The sequence below is a fragment of the Tsukamurella soli genome, assembly GCF_039541155.1.
Lineage (GTDB): Bacteria > Actinomycetota > Actinomycetes > Mycobacteriales > Mycobacteriaceae > Tsukamurella > Tsukamurella soli.
This window is the reverse complement of sequence record NZ_BAABFR010000001.1, coordinates 79,045-99,562: the sequence shown is the minus strand read 5'-3', so window position 1 is coordinate 99,562 and position 20,518 is coordinate 79,045. Positions and strand designations below refer to the sequence as shown.

Annotated in this window: 14 protein-coding genes; 6 read left to right on the top strand and 8 right to left on the bottom strand. The window is 70.6% G+C overall.

Going from position 1 to position 20,518, the window contains the following annotated elements; genetic code table 11:
* Nucleotides 1–42 precede the first annotated feature (42 nt).
* Complete coding sequence (locus tag ABD908_RS00420; protein WP_344989312.1) at nucleotides 43–378, top strand: hypothetical protein; 336 nt, start codon at nucleotides 43–45, stop codon at nucleotides 376–378.
* Here the strand turns inward: ABD908_RS00420 and ABD908_RS00415 are convergent.
* Genes ABD908_RS00415 through mptB form a run of 4 tightly spaced genes read right to left on the bottom strand, consistent with a single transcriptional unit; the run spans nucleotide 317 to nucleotide 5,003 of the window.
* A complete protein-coding gene (locus tag ABD908_RS00415) occupies nucleotides 317–1,330 on the bottom strand; it encodes a COX15/CtaA family protein (RefSeq protein WP_344989309.1) in 1,014 nt (337 codons plus the stop codon). The two genes, ABD908_RS00420 and ABD908_RS00415, sit on opposite strands and share 62 nt — an antisense overlap.
* A gap of 56 nt (nucleotides 1,331–1,386) precedes the next feature.
* Nucleotides 1,387–2,193, bottom strand: coding sequence for an ABC transporter permease (locus ABD908_RS00410; protein ID WP_344989306.1), 807 nt, complete (start codon nucleotides 2,191–2,193; stop codon nucleotides 1,387–1,389).
* The gene (locus ABD908_RS00405) at nucleotides 2,190–3,140 is read right to left on the bottom strand and encodes an ABC transporter ATP-binding protein (RefSeq protein ID WP_344989303.1); all 951 of its coding nucleotides are present in this window, start codon (nucleotides 3,138–3,140) and stop codon (nucleotides 2,190–2,192) included. Before ABD908_RS00405 ends, ABD908_RS00410 begins: the two co-directional genes overlap by 4 nt.
* 6 nt (nucleotides 3,141–3,146) lie before the next feature.
* The gene (gene mptB, locus ABD908_RS00400; RefSeq protein ID WP_344989301.1) at nucleotides 3,147–5,003 is read right to left on the bottom strand and encodes a polyprenol phosphomannose-dependent alpha 1,6 mannosyltransferase MptB; all 1,857 of its coding nucleotides are present in this window, start codon (nucleotides 5,001–5,003) and stop codon (nucleotides 3,147–3,149) included.
* Between the two features lie 83 nt (nucleotides 5,004–5,086).
* Between mptB and ABD908_RS00395 the strand changes: the two genes are divergently transcribed.
* Together ABD908_RS00395 and ABD908_RS00390 are read left to right on the top strand one after the other, a co-directional pair.
* A complete protein-coding gene (locus ABD908_RS00395; protein WP_344989299.1) occupies nucleotides 5,087–5,908 on the top strand; it encodes a hypothetical protein in 822 nt (273 codons plus the stop codon).
* A 53-nt stretch (nucleotides 5,909–5,961) separates the two neighbouring features.
* Complete coding sequence (locus ABD908_RS00390) at nucleotides 5,962–6,897, top strand: dienelactone hydrolase family protein (protein ID WP_344989297.1); 936 nt, start codon at nucleotides 5,962–5,964, stop codon at nucleotides 6,895–6,897.
* Between the two features lie 5 nt (nucleotides 6,898–6,902).
* Here the strand turns inward: ABD908_RS00390 and ABD908_RS00385 are convergent, their stop codons facing one another.
* The 4 genes from ABD908_RS00385 to ABD908_RS00370 form a co-directional block, all read right to left on the bottom strand.
* A complete protein-coding gene (locus tag ABD908_RS00385; RefSeq protein WP_344989294.1) occupies nucleotides 6,903–7,364 on the bottom strand; it encodes a nuclear transport factor 2 family protein in 462 nt (153 codons plus the stop codon).
* 20 nt (nucleotides 7,365–7,384) lie between these two features.
* On the bottom strand, nucleotides 7,385–7,615 hold the full coding sequence (locus tag ABD908_RS00380) for a nucleoside/nucleotide kinase family protein (protein ID WP_344989292.1): 231 nt from the start codon (nucleotides 7,613–7,615) through the stop codon (nucleotides 7,385–7,387).
* Nucleotides 7,616–7,831: 216 nt separating this feature from the next.
* Nucleotides 7,832–8,836, bottom strand: a complete 1,005-nt coding sequence (locus ABD908_RS00375; protein WP_344989289.1) for a hypothetical protein — start codon at nucleotides 8,834–8,836, stop codon at nucleotides 7,832–7,834.
* 96 nt (nucleotides 8,837–8,932) lie between these two features.
* A complete protein-coding gene (locus tag ABD908_RS00370; RefSeq protein WP_344989286.1) occupies nucleotides 8,933–11,155 on the bottom strand; it encodes a 3'-5' exonuclease in 2,223 nt (740 codons plus the stop codon).
* A gap of 83 nt (nucleotides 11,156–11,238) precedes the next feature.
* Here ABD908_RS00370 and ABD908_RS00365 point away from each other — a divergent pair, with 83 nt between their 5' ends.
* The 3 genes from ABD908_RS00365 to ABD908_RS00355 all read left to right on the top strand — a co-directional run bounded on the left by ABD908_RS00365 (nucleotide 11,239) and on the right by ABD908_RS00355 (nucleotide 20,518).
* Entirely contained in the window at nucleotides 11,239–14,628 is a 3,390-nt protein-coding gene (locus ABD908_RS00365; RefSeq protein ID WP_344989283.1) for a hypothetical protein, read from the top strand.
* Entirely contained in the window at nucleotides 14,621–19,537 is a 4,917-nt protein-coding gene (locus ABD908_RS00360) for a DEAD/DEAH box helicase (protein ID WP_344989280.1), read from the top strand. The genes ABD908_RS00365 and ABD908_RS00360 overlap by 8 nt, the downstream gene beginning before the upstream one ends.
* Before the next feature lie 180 nt (nucleotides 19,538–19,717).
* Complete coding sequence (locus ABD908_RS00355) at nucleotides 19,718–20,518, top strand: alpha/beta fold hydrolase (protein ID WP_344989277.1); 801 nt, start codon at nucleotides 19,718–19,720, stop codon at nucleotides 20,516–20,518.

Here is a 20,518-nt window from a genome sequence, read left to right as displayed (position 1 = left end):
GCCCCTGAATTCCCGCGGGGAGCGATTCGATACGCTCGAGCCATGACGGAACACGTTCCCGCCCAGGTTGTGGCCCCCGCGAAGGCGACAGCCCCCGCGAAGGTCGTCGGTCGCGTGAAGGCATTCGCGGCGCGCCACGGTGGGGCGACCGCGGTGCTGCAGGACATGGGTGAGGAGGGCGTCCGGATCACGCTCGTCGGGACCGAGGACGGCATCATGGGCGACCAGGTGGTCGCCGACCGCGCCACAGCCGAGGCGGTCGCGTCGGCGGCGGGTGTGGAGACCTCCGACTGGGACCGGAAGCTGATCTCGACCGCTACTCCCGTGGAGCCGCTGCACTTCCGGCGGATGGCCGGATACCGCGCGTATTCGAAGTAGCCGGGAACCCCGGCCGAGCGATTCGCGGCGCCATCAGCTGGTAGAGGATCGCCGTCTCAGCGACCACCGAGCAGGCACCGGCCACATGCAGCACCACGAGCACACCGGGCACGTGGGTGAAGTACTGCACCACGCCGATGAGTGCCTGCGCGCACACCACCAGAAGCGTGATCCGGACCCGCCGGCGCACGGGCTCGTCGGACGGGCCTCGCGCGATGAGGACAGCGGCAGCGCTCAGGATCGCCAGGAACACCACCAAGAGCCCGCCGTGGATCGATGCCAGCAGCGGGATCGAGACCTTGAGCCGGTCGATCGCCTCGGGGTTGGTGCGGTCGCCGGCGTGCGGGCCCGCGCCCGTCACCGTCGTGCCCGCGGCGAGGACTAGTGCCATCGCCGCCCCGGCCCAGGCGACCAGACGCCGGGCGGTGGCCGGAGCCGCGGGGGTTCGGCCACCGTCGTCGGGCTGCGCGATCTTGACGAACAGCACCGCCGCGATCCAGACCATCGCGCACGAAGCGAGCATGTGCGCTCCTACCACCCACCACTTGAGGCCGGTGAGCACCGTGATGCCGCCCAGCACCGCCTGGACGATGGTGGATGCGGGCATGATCCACGCGTAGACGAGGATCTCGCGGCGCCGCCGCGCCCTGGTCACGGCGAGCACGATCGCCGCGGACAGTGTGATCACGATCCACACCGCGATCTGCCGGTTGCCGAACTCGATCGCCTGGTGCCACCAGGGCACGTCCTGTCGCGCGATCGGCACCAGCGAGTCGTCGAAGCACTTGGGCCATGTGGGGCAGCCGAGCCCTGATGCGGTGACGCGCACGATCGAGCCGGTGACGGCGATGAGCGCCTGGCTCAGGATGACGAGGAGGGCGATGATCCGCTGCGCCCGTGCACTCGGCAGCGGCAGGAGGTCGACAAGACGGAGAAACCCTCGGTACAGCACTCGCCCATCCTACGGGCTACTACAGGCTGTCGTTGAAGCGGACGGCGGCCGCCCGGTCAGCCGGTGAATCGGAACAGCCGGACCGCCGCTGCGGCACCGGTGATGCCCCAGATCACCAGCACGATCAGCCCGAACCAGTCGATCGACCCGCGGTCGGTCGCTGCGGTGAGCGCGTTGGTGAGGGCGCCGGAGGGGATCAGGCGCGCGACGGTGAGCGCCGCGCCGGGGACACGGTGCTGCATTACCACCAGCGATCCGATCGCAGCGAGCGCGAACCACAGGAGGTTGGCCAGTGCCAGCACGACCTCTGCTTTGAGGGTGCCGCCCAGCAGCAGGCCGAGCGACGAGAACGCGAAGATGCCCACGGCCAGTACCACCGCGCCGATCACCAGGCCCGGCGCGTGTGGCCGCCAGCCGAGCGCCGCGCCGATCAGGCCCAGGATCACCGACTGCAGGATCACGACCGCGACCACCGCGAGGGTCTTGCCACCGATGATCCCCCAGCGCGGCAGCGGCGTCGCCCCGAGGCGTTTGAGAGCCCCGTAGCGGCGGTCGAAGCCGACGGCGATCGCTTGGCCGGTGAACGCGGTGGACGTCAGGGCGACAGCCATGATGGCGGGCACGAAGACGTTGGCGCGTGTCTCGGCGTAGTCGCCGATCGGAAGCAGCGACAGACCCACGAGCAGGGCGATGGGGATCAGCATGGTGAGCAGCAGTTGCTCGCCGTTGCGCAGCAGCAGGATCAGCTCCATGCGGGTCTGCGCGGCGAGCATCGCGGTCGGCGCGGCCGGCCGGGGCGCCGGCTCGAACGTCCCCGGCGCGAACCGGGATCCTGCGATCGGTCTGGATCCGTTCACCGTCATCCCCTCAAGTCTCGCCCGGTGAGGTCGAGGAATACGTCCTCGAGGCTCTTCGCCCCCACCTGCAGGTTGCTGATCAGCGCGTTCTCGCTCGCGCACCAGGCGGCCACGCCGGCCACCTCGCGCGGTGTCACCGTGGTTCCGCGGACGACGTAGACGGACTGTCCGTCGGCCCCGCCGTGCGCGGCCTCGTCGACGTCGAAACCGGTGCCCAGCCGCAGCGCCAGCGACCGTGCGTCGAGTCCGCAGGGCGCGGTGAACCGGAGCTCGTTGTCGGCACCCGCGCGAGTCAGCTCCGCAGGCGTTCCGGCGGCGACGGTCCTGCCGTGGTCGATGATGACGACCTGATCGGCGAGCTCCTCGGCCTCGTCGAGCAGGTGGGTCGTCAGCAGTACGGAGACTCCGTCGCGGCGCAGCGAGTCGATGAGATCCCACACGAGCAGCCGAGCCTGGGCGTCCAGCCCGGCCGTGGGCTCGTCGAGGAACACCAGTTCGGGGCGACCCACGAGGGCACACGCGAGGGCGAGGCGCTGCTGCTGCCCGCCGGACAGCCGGCGGTAACCGACCTTGACGACATCGGCCAGACCGAGCGTCGACAGCAGCCAGTCGGGATCGAGTGGGTTCGCGGAGTAGGCGGCGACCAGACGCAGCATCTCGCCGGCCTTGGCTCCGGGGTAGGCGCCGCCGCCCTGCAGCATGACGCCGATCCGCGGCCGCAGCTGAGCGGCGTCGGCGACGGGGTCGAGGCCCAGGACCTCGATGATCCCGTCGTCCGGAGCGCTGAAGCCCTCGCACATCTCGACTGTCGTCGTCTTGCCTGCGCCGTTCGGCCCGAGCAGGGCGAGGACGGTGCCGGTGGGCAGCTCGAGATCGAGGCCGTCGACGGCTGTGAGGTCGCGAAATCGCTTGGTGACGCTGTGTGTCGCCAGCGCTGCCCCGGAGTTGACCACGGGGCTTCAGCCTACCGTCTGGTCGCCGGGCTCCCCGCCGGGGAGCCCGCTACGGCGGAATCTCCGAGGGGTGATCGCGGTGACGTACCGTCGCCCCGAACCGAAGGCGAGGAACATCAGCAGGCCCACGACGATCGCGGTGGTCATCGCCGACCGCGCGATGACGTACGGCGCGATCTCGCCCCCGTTGGGCATGAGGATCAGGGACACGACGCAGGATGCCAGGACCGCCGACAGCCGGAACCCGGGCGCGGTAGCCCATGCGGCGAGCGGGATGATCGCCCACAGCAGGTACCACGGCTGGACGACCGGGAAGAGAAGGACCAGAGCGGTCATCGACACGCCGATCGCGCCCACCGGGTGGATGCGGCCGGACAGGGTGCCGAGCAGCATGCGCAGGACGATCACCGCGGCGATCGCCGCCGCGAGCGGGCGCGTGAGTGCGAGGATCGCGGTCGTGTGGTCGCCCAGTCCGAGCAGCACGCCGACCTGTCCCGTGGCCAGCCCGAGGATCGTGGGGATCGACATCCACGACCGGACCTTGTTCGCCGTGCCGAGGGTGCTGGCGTCGAGCCAGCCGTAGCCCAGGCCGGTGAACTCGCACACCGCGATCACCACGATCACGAGGATCGCGGCCAGCAGGCCTGCCGAGGTGACCAGCGCCACCGTCGACCGCCGCCAGGTGGGCCGCAGTTCCCGGAATGCGGCGCGCCATCCACCGGCGCGCGAACCGAGGTCGGGGAAGGTCGCGCCCAGGCGGCGGGCCAGGGTCATGCCGACGAACCCCATCGCGAGCACGGAGGTGATCTTGATCAGGCTCGACGCGGCTATCGTGGCGGCGCCCGCGACCAGCCACCACCCCGTGCGGGACGGCAGCCACGCGGTGAGGGAGCGTGCGGCGGGTGCCCCGCGGAGCAGCGGAAGCCCGGAGTCGATGGCGCGCAGACACCATTCGATGCCCACGAGCATCAACCCCAGCATCAAGGCCTCGTTGTGGATACCCGCGATGAGATGGAAGATCAGCAGCGGATTGGCGGCGCCCAGCCACAGTGCGGCGACCTCGCTGACGCCGCAGCGCCGGGCCAGCCTGGGCAGGCCCCACACGATCATCGCGACACCGGCAAGCGCGAGCATGCGGTGCGCCACCACGGCGGCGACGATGTTCTCGCCGGTCAGGGCCGTGATGCAGCGGCCCAGCCAGAGGAACAACGGGCCGTACGGCGCGGGTGTGTCTCGCCAGATGTTGGGCACCGACTTGGTGAACACGTGGTCGATCCCCAGCGCGGCGGCGGGCCCGATCTTGTACGGATCCATTCCGCGTGCGGTGATCTCGCTCTGCGCGAGATACGAGTAGACGTCCTTGCTGAACATCGGCGGCGCGAACAGGAACGGGACGCACCACAGCGCGAGGATCCGGTCGAACTGCCTACGGCTGAGGCGGCGCGGCGGAGGGGCCCGATGGTGCACGCCCGGTGTGAGGTAACCGACGGTGTAGCGGCGCAGCAGCACCCAGGCCAGCATGAGCATCGCGGTGCCGACCATCGTCACGGTCAGCGCGGTCGGCAGCATGCGGAACATCAACCCCAGGACGCGGACGCCGGCGATCGGGTTCTGCACGACGGGGAACGCACCGGCGCCGAGCGATCCGAACGCCATCATCACCGCGCCGACGCCGCCGAAGAAGGCGATCCGCCGCGCGGCCCGGATCTCGTTCGGTCGCAACGGCGGGTACTCGCCCTCGTCGCCGTGCAGGCGGTTGACGGTGTCGCCCAGGTCCGTCGGCCGGCGCGCCTGGTCACGGCGGATACCGAGGTAGTCGCCGACCGCCTTCACGGCTGCAGGGGTACGGACGGTCGGTGGCACGGGTTGCAGCGTACCCACCCACTGGTTCCGCGCCGCGGAACCTGTCGCACCGCTGCGCTACGGTCGGATCCGGGGTGATGGGGATGGATCGATTGCGCGCGGCGATCCGGCACGTCCGGGCGGACTACATGCCACCGGCCGGGGACGGTGCCGCCGGCGACGGTGCGGCCGAAGATCTGTTGGAGGCCGTGTACGTGTTCACGCGGTGCCGCGCCGACGAGGTGGGGGAGGACCAGGCACTGCAGGAGATCGTCGTGGCGGCGATCCCGCCCCGCGCGGTGCACGAGCGGATGCAGAAGTGGGCCGAGTTCGAGGCCCAGTTCTCGGTGCCACTCGATCTGCGACGCGTGGAGACCGGGCGGCGCGCGACCCACGATCGCCTGGTCGCGGCTCGCGCCGCGGGGGTCGCCGTCGAGTACCTGGGCGACCCGGCCGAGTACACCGGAAGCGCACCGATCGCGGCTCGCGCCGTGCCACCGCACGTCCCCTGGACGGCGGCCGACCGCAAGCTGGTGATGGATGCGTACATCGCCGACTTCGGGCTCGGACCGGGGGAGTGGATCGATGTGCACTGGCCGCCGGTCGCGGCACTGCAGACCGCGGGGCGGATCGTGATCGCGCCGATGCGCCCCTGCGACTACCACGCGCGTACCTGGACAGAGCCCGACGGTCGGTGTCGGGATTGCGTCGCGACGCTCGCCGTGGTGGTCGACGAGCCGGCGCGATGGTCGTTCACGACCCGCCTCGCGCGTCTGGCGTTGGCCTTCGACGGTGTCGGTCGGCCGCGATTCCACACGGTGTTCGTCGCTGTGGCGCACACCGTCGGCGAGCTCGAGCAGGACCCGCGGGACGTGCTGCTCGGGCCCGCCGACGGTCGTGGTGGGGGGATGCTGTCAGGTGACTGAGAGGTAGCGCCTTCGCCGAGCCGGGGGCGGCGGGCGGGCGCAGAATCGGGCAGGTGACCGACTACGAGAGGTACATCGCCGAGGAGATCGCCACCGACCACGTCGACGGGTTCCTGTCGCGTCGCGAGGCGATGCGCCGGCTGGGCCTGCTAGGGCTGGGCACCGTCGCCGCTTCCGCGCTGATAGCCGCTTGCGCAGAGAACGCGCAACCCGCCGCCGGCGGGGGCTCGTCGTCCGGGCCCGGCGCCGTGGTGGCGGGTGCGAGCGGAGCGCCACCGTCGGCACTCCCCCCGGGCGCGCGGGGCGCCCTGCCCACCACGACGATCGGCTGGGCCGGCCCGACGGCGAAGCTCTCGGGTGCCTGGGCCGCCGCATCGACCCCGAAGGGCGCGGTACTCGTGATCCACGAGAACAAGGGGCTCACCGACTGGGTGCGGGGCATCGCGGGGCGGTTCGCCGGCATCGGCTACTCGGCCCTGGCGATCGATCTCCTCGCACCGGAGGGCGGCACGGCGAGCTTCACCGATCCCGCCGCCGCGACGGCCGCGCTCGGCCGGATCCCCGCTGCCACGCAGGTGGCGAACATGAAGTCGGGCCTGGACGAGATCGTGCGTCGCGTACCTGGTCGCAAGCTCGCCGTGGTCGGGTTCTGCATGGGCGGCGGCCTGGTGTGGCAGCTGCTCGCGGCGGGCGAGCCGCGACTCGCGGCCGCGTCGCCGTTCTACGGCCCGCTGCCCGAGGGTGCCGACTTCGCCAGGTCGAGGCAGGCGGCGGTGCTCGCCTTCTACGGCTCGCTGGACAGGCGCGTCACGTCGACCGAGGCCGCTGCCCGGGCGGCGCTCGAGCAGGCGGGCAACGTGCACGAGCTGGTGGTCGAGCAGGGGGCGAACCACGCCTTCTTCAACGACACGGGAGACCGCTACGACCCGGTCGCGTCCGCCGATGCGTGGAAACGGTTGGGCGGCTGGCTGACCCACTACGTAGAGTAGTCCGGCTACCGCATGGGGAGCTCGAGGCCCCGCTCACGTTCCGACCGCGGGCCGAAGATGCGTCGGTCGGCAGCGGCGATCGCGATGTCGTTGATGCTGGCCTCGCGGCGCGCCATGAGCCCGTGCTCGTCGAACTCCCACAGCTCGTTGCCGTAGCTTCGCCACCACTGGCCGTGCGCGTCGTGCCACTCGTACTGGAACCGGACGGCCATGCGGTTGCGGCGGAATCCCCACAGCGCCTTGCGGAGTGCGTAGTCGCGCTCCCGCGCCCACTTGTCGGTGAGGAAGGCGACGATCTCGGCCCGGCCGGTGATGAACTCGTCCCGGTTCCGCCACACCGACTGGGGCGTGTACGCCAGCGATACCCGGTGCGGGTCCTGCGTGTTCCATGCGTCCTCGGCTGCCTGGACCTTCTGTAGGGCGGTGTTCTCGGTGAACGGGGGGAGGGGCGGGCGGTCTTCGCTCATAGCGTCAGCGTAGGCGCTGGTCAGGGATGCGGGGTCGGGTCGGCGACGACGGAGACGTCGATCGTCCGATCCGCGCGGTGGGCACGGCCCAGGATCGCCCGTGCGTTGGCCTCGTCGACGCGCGCGACCCACTCGCGCGCGCCGGCCCAGGGGCCGTCGTGCAGCAGGTAGTTGCCCTCGGAGATCACCAGCCGGCAACGCGGATCGACGGGGATCGCCCCGGCGACGGGCTGCTCGATGGTCCGCTCCAAGGCGGGGCGTAGGTGACCCGGCTGCGACCGGGTTCGGTGAGGCGGCGCACCAGAGCCGCGTACCCGTCGGCATCGAAGGTGTCGGGGGCGCCCTTGCGGTCCCGGCTCCCGGCGCGCCGCAGATCACGAGCGCGACAGGCCTCTCCGCCCGGACCAGCGCGCGCCGCCGCGATCGCGTCGGCGAAGCCGAGGAGCGGCTGTGGCTTCCGCTCCATGTCAGCCACCCGCCGACAGGGAGCGGTCGGCGATCTCTCTGAGGATCGCCACCTGGCGAGCAAGGGATTCGCTGTCCTCCTGCAGCGCCGTGAGGCGGTCGATGGCGATCTCGTCGGCTCCGAGCTGCCGCGCGAGGTCGATCGCCTCGGACTCGCGGGCGAGGCTCGCCTCGATCGCTTCGAACTCGAGGATGCGGAGCGAGAGCTGTTCCAGCGAGTGGTGATACAACCACAACGCGGCGACACGGCGCGCGAGAGAGTCCGCGAGTACATCGATGGTCCGCAGCTCGGACGACTGCCGATCGCGCGCCCCCTGCCGCAGCGGTTCGGGTTGGCTGTCCGGATCGATGGAGAGAGCACGCCAGCGGAGCCGCGCGATCGAATCGGCGTGCCTGCCGATCTCGCGCCGCTCGGCCAGCGGGTCGAACAGCGCGTGGTGATGCGCGAGTCGGGGGTCGTCCCAGGAGCGCTCGGAGCGGATCTGCCGCACGATCGACGAGGCGATCCAGTCGAGCACGACCTCGGGATAGTCGACCGTGATGTGCGGCCGCCGGACCTTGCCGAGCCAGTCGGCGCGTGCCGAGATCGGGCGGACCTCGTGGGTATGGCGTTCGACGAGACGACGTTCCACCTCGGAGAGGTCGAGGCTTTGTGGGCGCGTCGGGTCCGTCCGCGACGCTCCCGCTGCTGCATCCACGGCGGGTCTGTCCTGCCGGCGACGAATCCGCCAACGGACGGGTGCCGGGGCGGCGAGGGGCGTCGGCGGATCGACCCGTGCGGCGGCGTCGCGTGCGCCGAGGCGCCTGCTGGTCTCGAGCTTCGCGACGAGTGGTGCGGGCAGAGCGGACAAGTCGATGACGCGGCGGGTCCGTGTGTGCCATGCTTCACGATCGAGCGCAGCCTGCACCGGATCCACTGCTGCCTTGGCAGTGTCGACCTCGTCGGCGCTCGCTGCATCGAGCGTCAAGCGCCGGCCACCGGTGTCGATCACTCCCCGGTCGTCCATTCCGCCCCCTGCCTCGATGATGTCCGTCGATCGTATTCCGGCATGCCGACAGGTTCGCCGTCGGACGAGCACCGGGACCGCCGGGGCGGCGCGCAGCTACAGGAGGCTCGAGCGCGGCCCGCTCCAGGTGACCACCACCTCGTCCCGTGCGCGGGTGGCCGCGACGTACAGCAGCGAACGCTCCCGGAGCAGTGCGTCGTTGCGCTCCTCATCGGGCACAGAGCACACCACGGTGTCGGACGGCAGATGGCGCTCCGTGACGGCGGCGAGGATGACCCTGCGAAATTCCATTCCCTTCGCGCGGTGCATGGTGAGCACTTGCACGGCGCCTTCGGGTGCTGGATCGGAATCGACTGCAGCCGCGCTGATTCCATGGCTCTGCAGGGCGGCGGTGAAGGTATCCCGGTCCTTGCTCGTCCGTGTGAGCACCGCGACGGAGCCGGGAGCCGTAACGTCGTCGAGCCACGCCGCGACGCGGCCGACGACGGTGTCCACTTCCGCTGCCGTGGAGGCGCATTCGACGAGTTCCGGCGCGGGCCCGCGGCGCGCGGATCGGTATCCCGTGGTGGAGTCGGGCTCGTCGGTGATGTCAGCGAATTGCGCACCGGCGAGGATCCCGAGCGCGAAGGCGAGATTCTGGGCTGTGGTGCGATAGTTGAGCGTCAAACGCGTCGCGCGCCCGACGATGTGCACGCCGAGATGCTTGAGCGTCACCGGCTGCCCGTAGATGCGCTGGTGGCCGTCCTCGGCGATGAACAGGTCGTCCGGCCCCTCCGGCACGAGGGCACGCAGCAGCCGCCAGTGTGTCGGGCCGAGATCCTGTGCCTCGTCGACGACGACGTGATCGGCGACCGTGGCGCCGCGTGCACCGTCGATACGCACCTGCTCGGCCGCGAGCGCCAGCACCTCGGCGTAGGTCGCCGCGCGGGCCTCGACGCTGCGACGGCGGAACTCTTCGACGATATGCCACACCGCCATCCGTTGCGCTCGCGACAGGCGTACGCGGCGGCCGGGACGGGGGATCGTCAGATACCGCTCGAGGGTGATGATCCGGTTCGCGAGAACGACCGCGGTGTACTCGGCGTCGAGGAACGCCGGGGTCGCAAGCCGGGGTTCGAGGTTTCCGACCGTGCGTGCCGCCTCCCTCCATATATGGTCCGTGCGTCTACGGTCGGGGCCCAGCTTCTTTGTCGGGCTACCCAAGAGGGCCGCGGTTGCCGCGGACTGGTCCGGCGTGCGTCTCAACACCGCACTCGCGAGGGAGTCGATACCCCCGACATAGATCCCCGGGTCGCCGATCCGGTTGTGCACCGGCAGGTCCGGGGCGAGTAGCGCGACATCCCGGCGCAGGTTGTCCGCGAGCGTCCGGTTGAACGTCGTCAGGACGATCCGCGCGGTCGGATCGCGCCGCGCCAGCAGCGCGGCGCGGTGGATCGCCACCACCGTCTTCCCGGTCCCTGCCCCGCCGGATACGCGCGCAGGACCGCTGAACGAGCGCTCGACGAGCGCGCGCTGTTCCGGGTGCAGGAAGGTTCGCCACGCAGCGAAGTCTCCGCCTTCGATCACCCGCCGCAACTCTGCGTCGTCCTCGATGAACGCGAACTGCATCCGGGCGGCCGGGTGCCGCAGCGCCTCGGCCAGCTGTTCGTCCTCGCTCTGGGGCGAGCTGGAGGTGGTCACTGCGGCTCGCTGCAGCTCGAGCTGCTCGGTGATGGTGTCGAGTGATGTACCGGTCAGCAGGTTGAGCAGGGCATCGGCCTGCCACGGTGCCAGGTGGTCGCCGAGGGCCCAGGCGGCGTTCTCGTCGGGTGCGCCCACCACGGCTGCGGCGACGTCGGGCTCGAAGCCCAGCCGCTCGACGAGTTCCGCGCTGGTGTATCCGGCGGACTCGAGGTAGCCGGGCTGCGGGCGGGTGATGGCACGCCCGACGGTGCCGTCGTCCGGGACGCTGACCCGCTTGCGGCGGTCGTCCACACCGTCGAGCTCACCCATGATGGCCTCGGCGACCTTCGTGGCGGGGTTGATCTGTAGCCGTGACGTCTTCGCCAACGCGATGGCATCGTCGTGCGGCCACACGCCCATGTAGATGTACGTGGGGTCGTGTGGGGTATCGAGCCGGAACAGGACGGCGCGCCAGAACTTGTCGACTCGACCTGTGCGTACGCGGCGATCGGCGGAGCCGTGGATGGGTTCGATGTGCAGGCCCGGGAGCGTGTCGTCGGCGCTCAGCTTGGTAAGGAAGGTCACGAGCTTGCTGTCGATCGACTTGTCCAACTTCGGCATCGCGCGGTTGTTGGACGCCCACACCAGCGTCGGCATCGCAAGCTCCTTCGCTCCCGTTCCCGGATACGTGTCGCACCTGTGTGGCAATCTTCCCGTAGTCGTACAGGAAAGGGGGAGCGATGTCGTCGTTTATGCAGGATCTGGCCTCGGATATGGAGTTCGGGCTGGCACAGCGGTTGGAGACGGCGCGCCTCTACCTCGAGCTCAATCACGACGAGAACGAGATCCGCCGCGTGCAGGAACTGTACGGAAGGCTTGCCCGTTCCGCGGTCGACCACGGTGTGTTCGGCCAGGTGGCTGCGAGGTACCCCGCGATCACACTGTGCGCGCTGTGCGGTCATGCGGCGCTGGGCTACGAGGCTGGTGCGTTCTGGGAATCGTTCTGGGAGCGGGCTGAAGTCCCGCGCGAGCAGCGTCGCGAAGAGCAGGTGCGCCATGCGGTTCCTGGGCTGCTGGCGAAGTTCGGCCTCGTCGACTTCGACGGCCTCGCCGGGCCCGAGTACCTCGCGCGGTTGGCGATGCAAGCGGGGATCCCGGTGCACTGCCTCGAGGATCTGGTGGGCGTGATCGAGGACCACGTGCGGGCGGGGCGGGAGGAGTCCGGCGCCGAGGTACTGGCCTGGCTCACCGCCTCCGGGATGGAGCATCGCCTCACGGTGCTGGATGCACCGGTGCAGAACTTCCTCCGTCACGGCGGGGTGACCGCACGCGCGATCCTCGACCGCATCATCGAGTTCTTGAAGTTCACCCAGACCAGCCCCGAGGTGTGGAACGACCTGGAACTCGTCACCGAGACGACCGGCCTGCCCACTCTCCTGCTCGACGCATTGATCGACCGGGTGCATCGTCGGCCCTTCCTCGCACAGGCCGACGGTGGCTCGGCCGACGGTGCGCGCCGCGCGCGGACACCTGAGCTGCGGCTGTCCGCCGACGACGGTGCCGTCGAGGTCCTGCTGCCGTATCCGGGTGGGGACAGCCCGTGGCGAGTCACGATGGGCGGGTCGACGCAGGCCGTTCCCGTCGCTCGGGAGTGGGGCGTCATCGATGCCGGGGATCAGCCGCCGACGCCGGTGGCGGTACCGGGCCCGGTCCCGAATGTGGTCGCGCGCTGGGAGTCCGAGCCTGCGCGGGCCGTCACCGTCGTCGACCCCGCCGACCCGCTGCTGCTGTTTCGCCTCGATGGGCGACTGCTGCGGCCGACCTCCGTGCTGCCGCAGGGTGAGGTGACCGCGGTGTGGCCGGGCGACGCCACCGTCGTCGGAGTGGCCGACGACGGTGCGAAGGCCCCGGTACGCGTGATCGATCAGCTGTCGCCTCCGGACGGCTGGCGGGGATGGCGTCGCGCGACGATCGACATCGCCGGCTGCGCGGGTCTGCGGGTCGTCCGTGGCGAACTGCTCGGCCCGGTCCGCCGGGCCGCCGCTGCCGGGGCGCCGCGGGTCACGCTGAGACCGCCGGTGCCCGGTGTCCGGACCACCGGCGGTGCGGCGGTGTTCGCGGACGGTCCGGTGGTGTCGCTTCCCGCCGGCGCCGGGGCCTGCACCGTGACGGTGAACCGGACCGGCGACCTGCGCGTCCTCACCTCGGTGGATCTCCCGGTCACCGGTGTGGCCCACGAGGTGAGCCCGTTCGACGCCCTGTCCGCCGGCCTGGGGCACTTCGATGTCCGCGTGCGACGGGCGGTGGGGGACGAACAGGTGGTGCAGTGCTTCGTCGCGGTGGGACTGACGGCACGGTTCAGCAGCCCGCTGCGGATCCCCGTGGCCGGTGGACTGTCGGAGGTCACCGCGGAGTTCTCGACGAAGCCCGGCGTGTCGGTGGATCGGACACGGATCCCGTTCGGCACGGCGGACCGCACCCTGCCGTTGGAGGTGTGCGCTGAGGGCCACTCCGCCCGGTTGATGGTGACGCCGCTGCACGTCGAGCTCCGATACCGCGACGGCGCGGTGCCCGGTCCGTGGCGGTCGACGGCCGTGCAGGTGGTGCCGGACGAATTGGCGACGGAGGGGTTCTTCGAGCTGCGTGTGCCGGTGGACGCGGTGGTGACTTTCGTCGTGCGCGACACGGCGAAGGTGGAACGCCAGCGCGAGGACGTCAAACGCACCCCCGAGGGCCTGTATCGCGTATCCACGCGGCTGCTCGCAGACACTGCCGTCGCGCTGATCCGTTGCGATGTGATCGCGCGCATCGTGCACGACGGCGGGACCCGTTCGGTCGTGGTCGCCAGAGTCGGGCCGGCCCGACTCTGCTCGCGTGTCGACTTGGTCGACGGTCACCTGGTGTTCGCCGATCTGTCCGCATCGTCGGACGTCGCGGCCGCGGTGTGGCTCGAGGCGGCACCATGGCGCGGCGCGCAGACGGTGGAGATCGCTGATGGCCGTGCGGCACTCCCGGAGGAATCGATCGGCGCGGGGCCGCTGCGTGTCGACGTCTTCGTGGACGATCCCTGGGCCCTCGGCGCGGCACCCGAACATCCCGGCGAGGATGCCTTTCGCGTGCTGCAACCGGGCTGGCCGCTCGACGACGACGCGGGGCGGGAGGCGCTCTCGCGCTTCCTCTCCGGCGACGGCGACCTCGACGACCTCACCGGCGCGCTCGACGTCGTCTGGGACGCCCTCCGCTCGGAGCTCCTGGACCGGGACACCGTCGACGTCCTCACGCGACACCTCTGTGCCCACCCGCGCCGCGGCGTCGAGTCGCTCGGCGACGCCACCATGACGCATGCGCAGATGGTGCGCTGGCTGGTGGGGAGTGGTCTCGCGACACGGGGATTCACTCCCGAATTCACCTACTCCGGCACGTACCCCAACCCGCTCGTCGGCTGCCTGGTCCGACTGGCAGACCTCACCGAGACGGAATTCGCCGAGGAGTACGAGGGCGAGCGCGGTGAGATCGTCGCGTACCTGCGCGCCAACGGCGGCGACGAGATGATCAACCTGCTGCGTACGGGGCGCATGATGCGGCCGGTCGACGGCGTGATGGACGAGACCGCTGCGAAGCTGGCGGAGATGCCGCGCGGAGCGGTCGACGAGATGTTGTCCACATTGAACTTGGTTCCGGTCGGGCTGCTACACCCGGATTCACGTTTGGAGGCGGTGGTCGGTGCGTTCGACCACCGCACCGACTGGAACGACGATCCTGCCGTCGCCGCGCTGCTCGGCGCGACACGCAGCCTGCTACGGGAGGTTCGCCGAGCATGTCCCGATCTCGCCGACCTCATCGACCTCCGCAACGAGGCCCTCGACGGCGTCTCCGGACTCGACAACCGGCGGTGGCTGCTGCTCTCGGTCCAGTCGCTGTCGCTGGCCGCGGCCGCGCGGCTCATCGCCTGGGGCCTGCGCTCCGAGGCGATCCTGCCGGAGCGGGTTCGCGAGGCGTGGTCCCGGATGGCAGAACTCTTCCCCGATGTGGTGGCGGCGGACCTGCTGATCGCAGATGCCGCCATCGCCCACCAGCAACACCCGCGCATGATCGGAGCGGGTCCCACCACAGGAGCACACGATGACTGAGACCTTGGATGCCCTCGCGGCGGGTCGCGCGGTCGAGGAGACGTACAAGCGGTACCTGAAAACGCTTCTGGCGCCACGCGATCCCGCGCTCTCCGCGGCGTTCGACCGCGCGATCGACGCGACCACCGCACTGACGAAGGGGCCGCTGCTGGAACTGACACCGCCGTACGAGCCGGGTGCGTCGGTCGCAGATCTGGTACGTGAGCGCGTCCTGGGGTCGGGCATGCTCACGCTCGGCTCGGGGATCGAAGTCGACCGGCCGCTCTACCGGCACCAGGAGCAGGCCATCCGCAAGGCCGTCGCCGGTCGAAACCTGGTGGTGAGCACGGGTACCGGCTCGGGTAAGACGGAGAGCTTCCTCTACCCGATCCTGAATTCACTGCTCGCCGAGCGGGATGCGGGCACGCTCGGGCCCGGCGTCCGGGCGATCCTGCTCTACCCGATGAACGCGCTCGCCAACGATCAGGTCGCGCGCTTGCGTGACTTGCTCGCCGACGCTCCGGACATCACGTTCGGGCGGTATACCGGTGAGACGAAGGAGCGCGACCGCGAGGCGCTCGCCGCGTTCACGGGGGCCCACGCGCGCGGTCCGCTGCCGAACGAGCTGCTCAGCCGGGAGCAGATGCGCGCGACTCCTCCACACATCCTGCTGACGAACTACGCGATGCTCGAATACCTGCTCCTGCGCCCCAAGGACGTCGAGTTGTTCGAGGGACCGCATGCCGGGCACTGGCGGTTCATCGCGCTCGACGAGGCGCACGTCTACGACGGTGCTCAGGGTGCGGAGGTGGCGCTGCTGTTGCGGCGGCTGCGCGGCCGGGTGGCGCCCGAGGTCGGCTTGCAGTGCATCGCCACCTCGGCGTCTCTGGACGGCTCGACGCGCGAGCTGCAGGGGGAGGAGGCGACGGCGTTCGCGCGCAACCTGTTCGATGCGCCCTTCGAGTACGTGGACGGCGAACCCCAGCGGGAGGACCTGGTGCGCGCGCACCGCGTCGTCGCCCCGGCGGAGGTCACGTGGGAACTGACCCCGCAGGAGCTGCTTGCGCTCGCCGATGCGGGCCGGGTCGACGCCGATCGCCTGCAGACGGAGCGGCACATCGTCGAGCTGCGGCGATCGCTGGCTGAAGGGCCGGTAGGGGCGGCCGTGCTCGCCGGTGCGTTGTGGCCCGGTGACGCGCGCCGGTCGAACCTGCTCGATGCGCTCGTGGCGCTCGGCGCGCGACGTGGGGTCGACGGTGGCCCCCCTGTCCTGTCGGCGCGATATCACATGTTCGTCCGCGCGACGGAGGGTGCGTACGTCGGCTTCACCGATGCCGGACCCGATGTGCTGCTGTCGCGGCACGAGATCCACCCGGACACGGGCCGCGCGGTGTTCGAGTTCGGCACCTGTCAGCGCTGCGGCGCGGTGCATCTCGCCGGTGCCCCCCGGCGCGAGGCCGGTCGGACGTTCTTCGTCCCGGCCGAGTCGGAGGAGGCGGTGCACTGGTTGGTGCTCACCGACGCCGGCGATGAGTTCGTCGACGAGGACGAGGAGACTCTCGCCGAGAAGCAGGTAGCCGCAGCGAGATCGGGACTGAAGTGGCTGTGCACCGGATGCGGTGCGCTCGGCGCCGACGGCTGCGCCGATCCAGGATGCGCCGACGTGCAGCAACTCCGGGTGCGTGAGCACCCGCGGAAGTCCAGCGTCATGAGTACGTGCACCGAATGCGGCGCGCGGGCCTATCAGGTGATCCGGAGGTTGCGCACCGACCAGAACGCGGCCCCCGCTGTCCTCACCACCGCCCTGTACACCAGGCTGCCGGCTGCGGGCGACGATGCCGCCGCCGACCTGCCGGGTGGCGGTCGGAAGTTGTTGGCGTTCTCCGACTCCCGGCAGCAGGCTGCGTTCGCGGCGCCGTATCTGGAGCGGACATACAGCAGGGCGCTGGAACGGCGGCTGTTGGTCGACGTGCTGCGCGCACACGCCGGCGCGGAGCTCTCCCCGGACGACATGGCCGGCGAAGTGCGCCTGACCGCCGACGGGGCAGGCCTGTTCGCGCGTCACGCCACCGACATCAGCCGACGCCAGGAGGTCAACCCGTGGGTGACCGCGGAGCTGATCGCGATGGACCAGCGTCAGTCGTTGGAGGGGCTGGGCCTGCTCGCGGTGCGGCTGGTGCGCACCGTCGAGATCCCCCGCGCCTTCACCCAGCTCGGGCTCACCACCGACCAGGTGTGGTCGCTGCTGGACGAGCTCGTACGCACGCTGCGGCTGCAAGGCGCGGTTACTCCGCTGAACCACGTGGACATCGCCGACGACCGCTTCGCGCCGCGGAACCGACGTGTCTCGATCCGGACGAGCGGGCCGGACCCCAAGAAGGGGATCATCAGCTGGAAGCCCGGCGGCAAGGCGGGTACCACCAACGCGCGACTGCTGCTGGTGCGAAAGGTGTTGGGTCGCCTGGCTGCGGAGGCGCTCGAGGACCGGATGCTCGAGGCGGCGTGGAAGCTGCTCGTCAAGGCGGGGCACATCGTCGAGGTCGCGGGCGGCAGCGCCGGCGTCGTGTACCAGGTCGACCACCGCATGCTGAGGATGACGGCCGGCGGGTCGGTCTCGTGGTTCCGCTGCGCCGTGTGCCGCCGACTCACACCCAGCGACCTGCACGGCGTGTGTCCATACGGCCCGTGCGGGGGCACCGTCGAACCCTACGAGGTACCGCCGCTCGGCGACGACACCAACCACTACCGCGTCCTCTATCGGACCCTGCGGGAGGCGCCGCTCACGGCGCGCGAGCACACCGCGCAGTTGACCTCGGCAAAGGCTGCGGAGGTGCAGCGCGAGTTCATCGAGGGCAAGGTCAACGTGCTGTCCTGCTCGACGACGTTCGAGCTGGGTGTCGATGTGGGCGACCTGCAGTCGGTGATGCTCCGCAACATGCCCCCGCGCACGGCCAACTACGTGCAGCGAGCGGGCCGCGCGGGACGGCGTACGGGTTCGGCGGCCTTCGTACTGACGTACGCCCGGCGCAACTCCCACGACCTCACCCAGTACGCGTCCCCCGAGACCATGATCGCGGGTCGCATGCGCATCCCCTGGGTGCCCGTCGGGAACCTGCGCATCGGGCGGCGTCACGCGCACTCGGTGGCGCTCGCCGCATACTTCCGGCACTGTGCAGACGCCGGCATCGGCGAGTGGCGCAAGGTGGGTGAGTTCTTCGCGCCCGAGGACGGAACCGACTCGCCCGCCTCCCGGGTCGCAGGCTTCCTCAGCCCGGTTCCCGACGGGATCCGGGCTGCGCTCGGCCAGATCCTGCCGGAGGCGACGGCCTTGCACGTCGACGTCGCGGGTGACGGCTGGGTCGCTGAACTCGCCGACCTGCTAGCGAAGGCAGAGGCGGGGGTGCGACACGACCTGGACGTCTTCACCGACCTGCAGAACGAGGCCGTCGCCGCGAAGAAGTATCAGGTGGCCTCCGCGCTCGAGCGAGCGATGAACACCGTCCGCGCCCGCGATCTCATCGGCTTCCTCGCGAACCACAACGTTCTGCCCAAGTACGGCTTCCCCGTGGACACCGTCGAGATGAGCACCGCGCACTGCGACCAGGCGGCCGGGCGCGACCTCGACCTGTCGCGCGACCTGAGCCAGGCGATCTTCGACTACGCACCCGGATCACAGGTGGTTGCAGGCGGGTGGCTGTGGACTTCACGCGGGCTGCAGAAGGTGCCCAAGCGGGCGCTGCCGCGGTACCACTACCGCATCTGCGAGGCATGTGGTCGGTTCAGCTGTGACGTCGGCGAACTGGCGGAGACGCAGTGCGAGACCTGCGGCGAGTCGGCGTCGCAGGTTCTGCAGATGGTGATCCCCGAATTCGGGTTCATCGCCGATCGCAGGGTCGAGCCCGTCGGGTCCGACGTGCCGCAGCGCGTTTGGGGAGGCTCGAGCTATCTCGACAGCCCAGGCGCGGAGAGCGCACACAACACCTGGCCACCGCGAGGTCGCAAGACGGTCGACGTCCGGGCGAGCACCGCCGCCTGGATGGCTGTCGTCGCCGATGCCGGCGGCCGGGGGTTCCGCCTCTGCAACTCGTGCGGCTGGGCCGAAGTCATCGGGGCCGCGACGAAAGGCGGTGCCGCGAAGGCGAAATCGGACGCTCACGACCACCCGGTCACGGGTCGCACCTGCGACGGCATCCCCAGCAGGGTCTCCCTCGCGCACCGCTACCAGACCGACATCGCCGAGTTCACCTTCCCGCGAGACGTGGTGAGCTACCACCGCGATGCCGAGGCCCGCTGGCACTCCGCCCTGTTCGCGCTGTTGGAGGGCGCCTCGGAGGCCCTGGAGATCGCCCGCGACGATATCGACGGCACACTCGCCTGGAGTGGCGAGCAGCGCAGCATCGTCCTGTTCGACACGGTCCCTGGTGGTGCCGGTGCCGCAGCGCAGATCGCGGCGCGTCTGCCGGAGGTGCTCGACGCTGCCCATGCCCGCGTTGCGCGATGCGAATGCGGCCCGGAGACCTCGTGTTACGGCTGCCTGCGGTCGCACCGCAACGGCCGTGTCCACGACCGGCTCTCGCGCGCCGGGGCGCTGGAGGTGCTCGAGCACCTCGGCGTCGGCGGCCGATCCGACCGTGGCCGCAACCGCCCGTGGGGGCACGACCTGTCGGATTTCGACGACGGACTCGCGAACCTGCTCGCCGAACTCCATGCGCGCGGAGTGTGCGAACCCGAGATCGGCGCGGAGTGTGGTCGCGACAACTGGCCGGTGGTCGCCCGGTGGGCCGGACCGGGCGTAGTACTGGTCGACGCCACGCACGTCGACCGCGACGCAGACCTGGCTGCGTCCGGGTTCAGGGTGTTCCACGCTGCAGACTCCGCACGCGACATCGCCGACGCGATCTCGGGAGCGGCTCCGGAAGGGCCTGTGTGACAACGGAAGGGGACGGCGCGTGTGTGCGAGTGCCGGACGGGAGTTCCTGGATGGTGGCCGGGCGACGTCGGTGCCGGCGCTGCCCGGGCCGATGGTCGGCGGCGACATCGTGGTCAGGACGGAGGACGGTCCCGTCCGACCGCCGCGCAGCGGCCCGCGGCGCGTGGTAGGCAGGAGGGCATGACCATACCAGTGGCGACGCTCGACGGATTCACCGCCGGATATGTCGAGGCCGGCGGCCTGCGTACCTGGCACGAGGTCCGCGGCGACGGCCCGCCGGTCTTGTTGCTGCACGGCGGGCTCGCCGGGGCGCTCGGGTGGTGGGGACAGGCGCAGGCGCTGGTGGACGCGGGGTTCCGGGTGCATGTGCCGGAGCGCCGCGGCCACGCGCACACCCCCGACGTCGACGGACCGCTGACCTACGCCGTGATGGCCGACGACACGATCGCCTACCTCGATGCCGTGGTCAGCCGTCCCGCGCACCTGGTCGGCTGGAGCGACGGAGCCGTGGTCGCGCTGCTGGTGGCGCAGCGTCGGCCGGATCTCGTCGACCGCATGGTCCTGATCGGCCAGTACTACAACTCCGACGGTCGGATCACCGACGGTGACGTCGACGATTGGCTGCGCTCGGACGATGCGGTCGCACTGCTGCGTCAGGGCTACGATCCGTACTCGCCGGACGGGCCCGACCATTTCGGGGTGGTGTACGAGAAGGTCCTCGCGATGTGGGAGGCGGAGCCCGAGATCGAGCTCGCGAGCCTCTCGTCGGTCGCGAGCCCGACGCTCGTGCTCCAGGGCGACCGCGACGAGGTCAGCGTCGCGCACAGCCTCGCGGTGGTGGAGGCGCTCGGTGATGCGCGGCTGGCGGTGCTGCCCGGATCGCACCTGCTGCCGCTGGAATCGCCGGCCGTGGTGAACCCGCTGCTCCTGTGGTTTCTGCACGCCGACGCGGTCGACCCGGGGTTCGCGGTATCCGGCTGA

Coding starts and splice junctions, on each gene's coding strand:
- ABD908_RS00355 (WP_344989277.1), top strand. CDS start 19,718: ATGACCATACCAGTGGCGACGCTCGACGGATTCACCGCCGGATATGTC.
- ABD908_RS00365 (WP_344989283.1), top strand. CDS start 11,239: ATGTCGTCGTTTATGCAGGATCTGGCCTCGGATATGGAGTTCGGGCTG.
- ABD908_RS00375 (WP_344989289.1), bottom strand. CDS start 8,836: ATGGACGACCGGGGAGTGATCGACACCGGTGGCCGGCGCTTGACGCTC.
- ABD908_RS00420 (WP_344989312.1), top strand. CDS start 43: ATGACGGAACACGTTCCCGCCCAGGTTGTGGCCCCCGCGAAGGCGACA.
- ABD908_RS00395 (WP_344989299.1), top strand. CDS start 5,087: ATGGATCGATTGCGCGCGGCGATCCGGCACGTCCGGGCGGACTACATG.
- ABD908_RS00385 (WP_344989294.1), bottom strand. CDS start 7,364: ATGAGCGAAGACCGCCCGCCCCTCCCCCCGTTCACCGAGAACACCGCC.
- ABD908_RS00370 (WP_344989286.1), bottom strand. CDS start 11,155: ATGCCGACGCTGGTGTGGGCGTCCAACAACCGCGCGATGCCGAAGTTG.
- ABD908_RS00360 (WP_344989280.1), top strand. CDS start 14,621: ATGACTGAGACCTTGGATGCCCTCGCGGCGGGTCGCGCGGTCGAGGAG.
- ABD908_RS00410 (WP_344989306.1), bottom strand. CDS start 2,193: ATGACGGTGAACGGATCCAGACCGATCGCAGGATCCCGGTTCGCGCCG.